Raw genomic sequence first — 679 nt, 5'->3', positions numbered from 1 at the left:
CAGCACGGCGAGCCCCGCGCGGCGCAGGGCGGCGACGGCGTCCGCGACCGGCACGCCCGACACGACCGGCAGGTGGAACAGCGAGCCGGCCGTCGACCGCACGACCTTGGGGTTCGTCGTCTCCACGCTCTCCCCCGCCACCACGACCGCGTCGGCGCCCGCGGCGTCCGCGACCCGGATCACCGTCCCCGCGTTGCCCGGGTCCCGGACCTGCGCCAGCACCGCGACCAGCCGGGGGCGCGCGGCGAGCACGGCGTCGAGCGCGTCGGCGCCGAGCGGGCCGACCGGCACCTCGTCGCGGACCGCGGGGCGGGCGGCGTCGGGCAGGTCGGCGACGGCGAGCACCCCCTGCACGTCCGGCGACATGGCGTCGAGCACGGCCGGGTCACCGAGGTGGAGGTGCAGGCGGGCCGCCTCGGCGTCGGCGACGATCTCGGCGTACCGGTCGGCGGCCTCGGGCGTGAGGTAGACGTCCCGGACCGTGTGCGGCGCCCAGCGCACGACCTCCCGCACCGCCTGCGGACCCTCGACGGCGTACCGCCCGGCGCGGCGGCGCCCCGACCGGGTGGCGAGCGCGCGCACGGCCCTGACGCGGTCGGCGTGCGGGTTGGTCATCGGGGGACGTGCGGCGGCGGAGCCGTCCGGGGCGGTGCGGGACACGGGGGCCATCCTCCCGCAT

Annotated in this window: 1 protein-coding gene; it reads right to left on the bottom strand. The window is 79.7% G+C overall.

The genetic code is table 11. From position 1 onward, the window contains the following. Positions 1-669, bottom strand: a 669-nt coding sequence (locus MHY85_RS21150; RefSeq protein WP_374234285.1) for a TrmH family RNA methyltransferase, incomplete at its 3' end; no start/stop codon positions are given. Between the last annotated feature and the right edge of the window lie 10 nt (positions 670-679).

Origin of the sequence: Cellulomonas sp. ACRRI, assembly GCF_022346185.1 — a bacterium.
Lineage (GTDB): Bacteria > Actinomycetota > Actinomycetes > Actinomycetales > Cellulomonadaceae > Cellulomonas.
This window is presented reverse-complemented; position numbering and strand designations above follow the sequence as displayed.